This is a genomic window from Protofrankia sp. CiP3, from assembly GCF_917627345.1.
Classification (GTDB): Bacteria; Actinomycetota; Actinomycetes; order Frankiales; family Frankiaceae; genus Protofrankia.
In genome coordinates this window covers 32,326-39,493 of the sequence record NZ_CAKJTM010000050.1, presented here as the reverse complement: position 1 = coordinate 39,493, position 7,168 = coordinate 32,326, and the positions used below count along the sequence as shown (strand labels likewise).

At 68.2% G+C, this 7,168-nt stretch carries 6 protein-coding genes; 3 read left to right on the top strand and 3 right to left on the bottom strand.

Going from position 1 to position 7,168, the window contains the following annotated elements; all coding sequences use genetic code 11:
- Nucleotides 1–196: hypothetical protein (locus MJ797_RS16785; RefSeq protein ID WP_239335899.1), on the bottom strand; the 196-nt coding region annotated here is incomplete at its 3' end.
- Nucleotides 197–1,565: 1,369 nt separating this feature from the next.
- On the opposite strand from MJ797_RS16785, the gene MJ797_RS16780 reads away from it, so the two are divergent.
- Entirely contained in the window at nt 1,566–2,174 is a 609-nt protein-coding gene (locus MJ797_RS16780) for a tetratricopeptide repeat protein (protein ID WP_239335897.1), read from the top strand.
- Nucleotides 2,175–2,235: 61 nt separating this feature from the next.
- Here the strand turns inward: MJ797_RS16780 and MJ797_RS16775 are convergent, their stop codons facing one another.
- Complete coding sequence (locus MJ797_RS16775) at nt 2,236–3,543, bottom strand: DUF1015 family protein (RefSeq protein ID WP_239335886.1); 1,308 nt, start codon at nt 3,541–3,543, stop codon at nt 2,236–2,238.
- A 382-nt stretch (nt 3,544–3,925) separates the two neighbouring features.
- Between MJ797_RS16775 and MJ797_RS16770 the strand changes: the two genes are divergently transcribed.
- Both MJ797_RS16770 and MJ797_RS16765 read left to right on the top strand, forming a co-directional pair.
- The gene (locus MJ797_RS16770) at nt 3,926–4,351 is read left to right on the top strand and encodes a tetratricopeptide repeat protein (RefSeq protein WP_239335884.1); all 426 of its coding nucleotides are present in this window, start codon (nt 3,926–3,928) and stop codon (nt 4,349–4,351) included.
- 10 nt (nt 4,352–4,361) lie between these two features.
- On the top strand, nt 4,362–5,555 hold the full coding sequence (locus tag MJ797_RS16765; RefSeq protein WP_239335882.1) for an HAD-IIA family hydrolase: 1,194 nt from the start codon (nt 4,362–4,364) through the stop codon (nt 5,553–5,555).
- Between the two features lie 88 nt (nt 5,556–5,643).
- Here MJ797_RS16765 and MJ797_RS16760 read toward each other — a convergent pair whose 3' ends face one another.
- Nucleotides 5,644–6,600, bottom strand: coding sequence for a hypothetical protein (locus tag MJ797_RS16760; protein WP_239335880.1), 957 nt, complete (start codon nt 6,598–6,600; stop codon nt 5,644–5,646).
- Nucleotides 6,601–7,168 lie beyond the last annotated feature (568 nt).

The window sequence follows — 7,168 nt, the reverse complement described above, 5'->3', positions numbered from 1 at the left end:
AGGGGTTATCCATGTTGGATAACCCCTCCCTTTTTGTCATGAAGCCGGCACCGACGCGGGCATGGATGGCACCGGCCGAGGGAGAGAACAGCGTGGAGAAGAACAACGGCGAAGCCGTCCGCCCAGGCCGCCGCCAGCCAGCAAACGCGGCCGAGGCCACTTCCCCGAAGAAGAACCGGACCTCGACGACGAGCACAGCGGCTCGTCGCCCGACCGCTGCCGGGCGTGGCAGATCTCGGACCGCGAGCGATGGACAGGCGCAACAGCGCTGGCGGGCGGCTCGCGACGCCCGCGCTGGCCGCCAGCGTCAGCAGGGTCGCTATGGGGATCAGCCGCCAGCAGGCGGCAACCGTGACACGACTGGCCGGCCCGCGCGACGAGCAGCTGCCGGCGCGCATCATGACGATGGCGCTCGCCGGTCGCCTCGACCCGCGGCTGCGCGCGGCGACGGCCGGCGTTCCGGTGAGGATCGCGGTCCGGACAGGACAGGTCAGCGACAAAGTGGCGGCCGGCCGGTTGAGCGGCCGAGATCGGATCGGGCGAGACCTGAAAGGCCGGGGTCGCAGGGGCCGGAAGCCGACGGCCGTGGATCCGGGCGGCGGCCAGCGGGCCCGCCAGCCCGTGAGGCGTCTGTTCCGCGCGGCGGCAGCGGTCACACCGGCAGCCCGGAACGTGGCCAGGGACGTAGCAACGAGCGAGGACGCGATGAACGTGGGCAGAGCGTGGCGCGTTCGGCCCGCCCATCGGGTTCGCCCGCCTCGGGCCCAGGGAAGCGCGGGAGTGGATCAACGGATCAGCGGACGTTTTTCTCGGCCAAGGGTGACCGCTCCGAGCAGGGCTCGCGGGTGTCCCGGAACGAGGCCCCCCGCGGCCGTGGTACTGATAATCGTCTTGCGGGCCGGCCTGGCGCCGACAGGCCTCGTGCCGCCGACCGCTTCCGTAGCACCGGTAATGATCGTGATAAGGCTGGCGGTGGCCCGCGGCGGACGCAGCCCGGGGTCACCCCGCCATCCACTGGTGGCGAGCGTGACGGCAGAACGTCCCCCAGCCCGTCCCACGGTCGTGCTGCCGAGGATCGGTCGGCGGATCGGCGTCGTGGGCGGGATGCCGACCGGCGGCCCGCGCCGGATGCCGCACCCCACCGGTCTGTTTACCCTCGTGACGAACGGGGTCGCGATGCTCGGGCTCGGGACGAACGCGGCGCGGACCGGAACACCACCGGTCGTGCCTCACAACGGCCGGCGCCGGGGCCGAACCAACCACGATCGGGCGAGCCGCGTCCGAGCCAGCCACGGCCGGCCAGCCCTGCGCCGAGTGGGCGGGATTCCCGGCCACCGGCCGCACGTGGCGGCAGGCCGACAGGTTCGCGGCCCGGGGCCGCTGGCTCAGGTCGCGGCAGGCCCGCTCCGGCCCGCGGGCGTACCGCAACGCCCGCGGAATCATCAACATCCGCGGGCCGTTCGGCGAACGCCAGCCGGCAGGAACGCGGACCGGAACAGCGCCCAGGTCGGCCATCCGCGCCGACGCTGCCCGATGAGGCCCGCGCGGAGCTGCTGGACTTCGAGGTGACCCGGGAGCTGCGCGGACTCGGCGCCTCGCTCGCCGAACCGGTCGCCCGTCATCTTGTGGCCGCCGGCATCTATCTTGACGAGGACCCCGCGCTCGCGCTTGCGCACGCTCGTGCGGCGTCAGCGCTTGCGTCCCGTATCGCGGTCGTCCGCGAAGCGGTTGGCCTCGCGGCGTACCATGCGGGGGAGTTCACCACGGCGCTTGCCGAACTGCGCGCGGCCCGCCGGCTCGACGGTTCCCCTCGGCATCTCGCGCTGATGGCGGACGCCGAGCGTGGGCTCGGGCGTCCCGAGCGGGCGTTGTTGCTCGCCCGGGACCCGGGTGCGGCCGAACTCGACGAGGCGAGCCGGGTCGAACTCCTGATCGTCCTGTCCGGCGCACGGCGCGATCTGGGCGAGCCGGCGGCCGCGGTGCTGCTACTGCAGGATGAGGCGGCTGTGGCCAGCGTGGAACCGTGGACGCCGAGGCTGTGGTACGCCTATGCCGAGGCGTTGCTGGCTGCGGGTCGGCCGGCTGATGCGGCGCGCTGGTTCGCGTCCGCGGCAACCGTCGATGAGGAGGAGACCGACGCCGCGGAGCGGGCCGCCATGCTGGCGGACAGCTGATCTGCTGGTCCCGCGACCCGCGGGCTTGTCCGCGTGGGGGTCCGCATGGGTGGGAGAGGGCCTACTGGTTGTCCAGGAGACGGATCAACAGGCCGCTTCGCGGCTTGGGCGTGAACAGCGTCGACTTGCGTGGCATGCGCTCACCCGCGGCGGCGACCGCGGCGACATCCGCTGTGGGCGTCGGGTTGAGCAGCAGCGCGGTCCCGCCGGCCTGCGCCGCGGCGGCGATCGCGCTGGCCGCGTCGTGACGGTAACGGATCGTTTCCTCGGTGTCCGGCAGGCCCCAGACCTTCACGATCAGCGCGAGGTGCGCGACGGTGACATCCAGCTTGCGGAAGGCCGTGGAGCGGTCCGCCGGCAGCGCCTCGGCGAGCAGGGCTGGATCCGGTTCGCTCAGGAGGAACGCCGCGCGGCCATCAGTGATCATAAACGCGTGGCCGCCCTTGCCGGCTTCCGCCAGCTCGTTGAGCAGGGCCATCCCGCTTGGATCCGGCGCGGCGTCCAGCTGCGTCACCGAGAAGGCCGATGCGGCCCGGCGCGCGGCCTCGGCCACGTCGAGTCCTGCCACGACCCGGTGGATGGCGTGGACCGCGGGCCCCGACACCTGCGCGTCGACGAGGAAGGCCAGGCCGAAATCCCACGGGCCGGCGCCGGCCCCGGCAGCGTGACGGTCTGCCTGGTAACGACGGTAGGTGGCGTATCGGTGATGTCCGTCGGCGATCACCGCATGCCGTCCATAGAGATCGTCAGCGATTCGTGCGAGATCGCCTGAATCGGTAAGGGCCCAGATGCGGTGTGACACGCCGTCATCGGTCATGGTGGTCAGCAGCGGTTGGGTTGCGGCTGTCGCTGCAACGATCTGGCTGGTGAGCCCGCCGCCGGGGTACAGCAGGAAGATCGGTTCGAGATTCGCCCCAGTGGCCACGGTCAGGGCGAGCCGGTCGGCGACCGGGCCGGCCATCGTGTTCTCATGCGGCAGGATGATCCCCGCGTCCGGGTCCACGAGGGCCACCGCGCCGACCAGGCCCCGCTGGATGTGGCCGTCGTGGATCTCCTCATACACGTAGAGCGCGGGAGCGTCGTCGCGGTGCAGGACACCGACGGCGATCCATGCACGCAGGGTCCGTCCGGCGCGGTCGTAACGGCTGTCGGGAGAGCTCTCGTCGGTGTCGCGCGGAAGGGTGAGACGGACGACATTGTGCGGATGCGCGGCTTCCAGCGCGGTGACGCCCGCCGTGTCGATCACGTCGTAGGGTGGGGCAGTCCGTCTCGCGAGATCCGGCCCGTCATCGGCCACGTACCGCAGGGCACGAAACGGCGCGAACACCAGTCCACCGGGTGTGGGCAGGGCCGGGTCGGGAGCAGCCATGCCGCGATCGTATGGGCTGCCTCCCCTGCGGGCCGCCCCAGCCGTGCGAACCATGGCGGAGGCTTGCCGTTAGCTGAGCCCGCGAGCCTTCATACCGGTAACAGGCCGTACAGAACTACAGCGATCGGTGCGATCGGTGGGAGCGCTGCCCGGTTTCCAGCGACACTGGGATGCGAACCTTGCGAAAATGCGTCCGGCCGCCATCGGTGTTGGCCGGCGTGCGCATCGGTGGCGATGAGGCTCTGAGCGTGGGCATCACCGGCTAGCGACGCGGCAGAGACGCAGGCAGTGACGTAGGCAGGCAGAGGTAACCAACCGGCCAGCGGCCGCGCGATCGTTTTTCTGTCGCGCGGTCGCTGGGCTAGAGGTTAGGGAGGCGCCGATGTCCGGCGGGTACGACGGAGCTGGGGGTAACCGTGGTCCTGTTGGAGGCGCTCCCGGCGGTGAGGTCTACGACTGGTACACCCGGGGTGTCGCCCTGCTCGACCGGGGCAACGCGAACGCCGCGGTCCAGCTGCTGGCCCATGCGGTCGCAGCCGAGCCGGGTTCCCGCAGCGTGCGGGAGGCGTTGGCGCGGGCGCAGTTCGACGCCGGTCAGTACGGCGCCGCCCGGGAGAGTTTCGCCTGGATAGTCGAAAACGACCCGGCGGACGACTATGCGCAGTTCGGGCTTGGGATGGCGGCTCGTAGAACGGGTGACCTGCGTGCCGCCGTGGAGCATCTGGCGCTGGCCGCGGCGATGCGCCCGGACCTGCGACACTACGACCGGGCTCTGCGCAATGCCCGAGCCGCTCTCAACCAGCGTTGATGAGCCGGTTATGACGGACAGTCCACACGTTCATTTTCACGCCCGGCTGACCGGCTCGCCGCGTCCGCTGTCGGCGTCGTCCTCCCTACTTGCCGACGCGCATGACGTCGCATTGATGGATCTTGATGGCGTGGTGTATCGCGGCGCTGAGGCCGTGCCCCATGCGGCGGATGTGATCGCATCTGTCCGCGGCCGGGGCATGCGTGTGGTGTACGTCACCAATAACGCCCTGCGCCCACCGGCGGATGTCGTGCGTCGGCTGGTGGCATTCGGGGTGCCCGCAGCGGTGCCCGATGTCGTCACGTCGGCGCAGGCGGCCGCGCGGGTGCTGGCCGAACGGCTGCCCGCACGCGCCGCGGTCCTGGTCGTCGGTGGCGAGGGCCTTCGCCAGGCGGTGACCGAGGTGGGCCTACAGCCGGTCGCGACCGTGGGGGAGCAGCCCGCCGCCGTTGTGCAGGGTTTCGATCCAGATCTTGACTACGCCAGGCTCGCTGAGGCGGCGCTCGCGATCCGGGCGGGCGCGTTCTGGGTCGCGACCAACGTTGATGCCACGGTGCCGAGCGAACGTGGGTTGATGCCCGGCAACGGTTCACTGGTTGCGATGTTGCGTATGGCAACCGGATGTGAGCCAATGGTCACTGGCAAGCCTGAGCATGCGATGCACGAGGAATCGGTCCGCCGGAGCGGGGCGCGGCTTCCGCTGATTGTGGGCGACCGTCTCGACACCGACATCGAGTCGGCTGTCCGGTCGGGCACGCCGTCCCTGTTGGTGCTCACCGGAGTGGCCGCACCGGGCGAACTCCTGCGGGCCGAGGCACGCCACCGGCCGACGTATCTCGCGGCCGATCTGCGTGGCCTGCTGGCGTGTCATCCGGGCGTCGTCGTGAAGGTGAGCGGAGCGCAGGTGGGAGGTGAGCCACGGTCCGGCGATGTGGTGGCGGCGTGCGGCGGCTGGGTGGCGCAGGTGCGTGATGCGACGCTGACCTGGCGCAGGGCCAGGCCAGCACCCCGGGCAATCGGCGTGTGTGGGGCCGCTGTCGGTGCGCCGCCAGTCGGTGGCCCGCTGGTCGATGCCCTGCCGCGGGATGATGGCCTGGATGCTCTTCGGTCGGCCTGCGCGGCTGCATGGACGGCGGCGGACGCCGGCACCCCCGTCCAGCGGCTGGCTGGTGACCGACCACCGGGCTGTGCCAATCTGGAATAGTGCCCGTTCCAGGCATCCGGAGAGCCGGTTTCTTCTGGTGATTATTCAGCGCACTACCAGGCTGGAACGCCCGGCAACTGTACTGGCTTTACTTTCCGGCGGATCGTATGTGGCCGAGGATTCTGTTCTTGAACTCAACGAGCTGGGCCGCATGGGATTCGATATATCTGTTGTCGTATGCCGACTGCACAGCCACGGCGATACCGACCAGATTTGTTTTGATCTTGCAGTCGACGTCCGTGGACGCGACTGTGATCTCAGTCGGTGAGGCGGGTGTCGTGGAACCGTCAGGCGCGGGCGGGCGCCGCCATTGCAGGTCTCCGATCGCGTCCAGGGGAGTGTTGTACCTGAATCCTGACTCGGCCATACACCGCGCCCAGCTGACGACCACCGCACGGTATCGACTGTCGTTGGTGGGGACGGGAGGACCGGAATCTGGGAGCACGGTCTCATCGATGATGAGCGGGGTACCGCCGATCGCCTCCTGCCCTTTTCGGGCGCATTCTGAGGCAACTTCGGACGGTCCTGCGACCCCCGTTTCTGTCAGCGAGACCGCTTGCCCAGGAGGTCTGGAATATCCATGGGTCTTTGCCGCCGTGGGGTCAAAGAAGCCGTACAGGCCTGATCGGATCACTCCATCCTGCCGCTGGGCTGATAGAAACTCCTGCACCCCCGGCGGTTCGCGGATCTCGGCGTTGACTCCGTGTGCTGTGAGGCATTTCGCGACGGCTTCATTGCGTACTGTCCGAAGCTGCATGATCTCCTGAACCGAAGGGATATACGTGTCTATCGGCCGGCCGATCTGCGATGGCTCGGAAATTTGTTGTACCGGCCCGATGCCGGGCTCGTGCTGTTCCGGGGATTTTGCCGGGTCCGCGCAGGCGACGCTGGCAACCAGCACCAGTACAACCGCAGGTAGCGTCGCTTGTGGGCGAATCGCGTGGCGGATGCGTGGGGACTGGCGCCAGCGACGCCTGCGAAAGCGTATCAGCATGCAGATCAATATATATTGATGGCGCGAACTGTCTGAGCCGAGTACGACCATGAAGCCCACTTCGGGAAATACACTGTGTAGCTGTCGCCCGAATACCATCCGGCGTTGTTTCCGGAATTGCCTCCATAAACGTTGTAGAGGGTCACATTCGTGTAGCCGGCGTTTGCCCAGCATGTCGTTTGATTGGACTGCAGCCAAAGAAAGTCGTAGCTGCTACAGGATACCCTGTTGATTGCTTGAGCGGAACCCGCGGTAGCAACCAGCCCAAGTGTGACTGCCATGGCCGTGAAAACAGACGCGAACGCTCTCTTCACCGTCAGGTCCTTCCCGAGGTGTCGATATAGATTGATCAACAGACCGTGCTTCTCCTCCTTGCGCGGTAGCATGTTTCAGGGGCTTCCCGTTGGTTATGAGCGCTTACTCGGGTATTGAACAATGAGTGAGAGGAAACTGTCAACCTTGATTTTTTAGCTATTCCATCTTGATCTTATTGTTGACTGTTCATGGTGTCGGAAAAGCATCTCTGAGCTGGGATGACGTGGGTATTCGGGGGCCGCCTGGGGGCGGCGAGCCGGACAGGCGGCTTCCCAAACTTGCGCTAAGTGGTCGGCAATAGGGG

Excerpts from the sequence above, each read along its gene's own strand:
- MJ797_RS16775 (WP_239335886.1), bottom strand. The coding sequence starts at position 3,543 with ATGGCTGCTCCCGACCCGGCCCTGCCCACACCCGGTGGACTGGTGTTC.
- MJ797_RS16770 (WP_239335884.1), top strand. The coding sequence starts at position 3,926 with ATGTCCGGCGGGTACGACGGAGCTGGGGGTAACCGTGGTCCTGTTGGA.
- MJ797_RS16765 (WP_239335882.1), top strand. The coding sequence starts at position 4,362 with ATGACGGACAGTCCACACGTTCATTTTCACGCCCGGCTGACCGGCTCG.
- MJ797_RS16760 (WP_239335880.1), bottom strand. The coding sequence starts at position 6,600 with ATGGTCGTACTCGGCTCAGACAGTTCGCGCCATCAATATATATTGATC.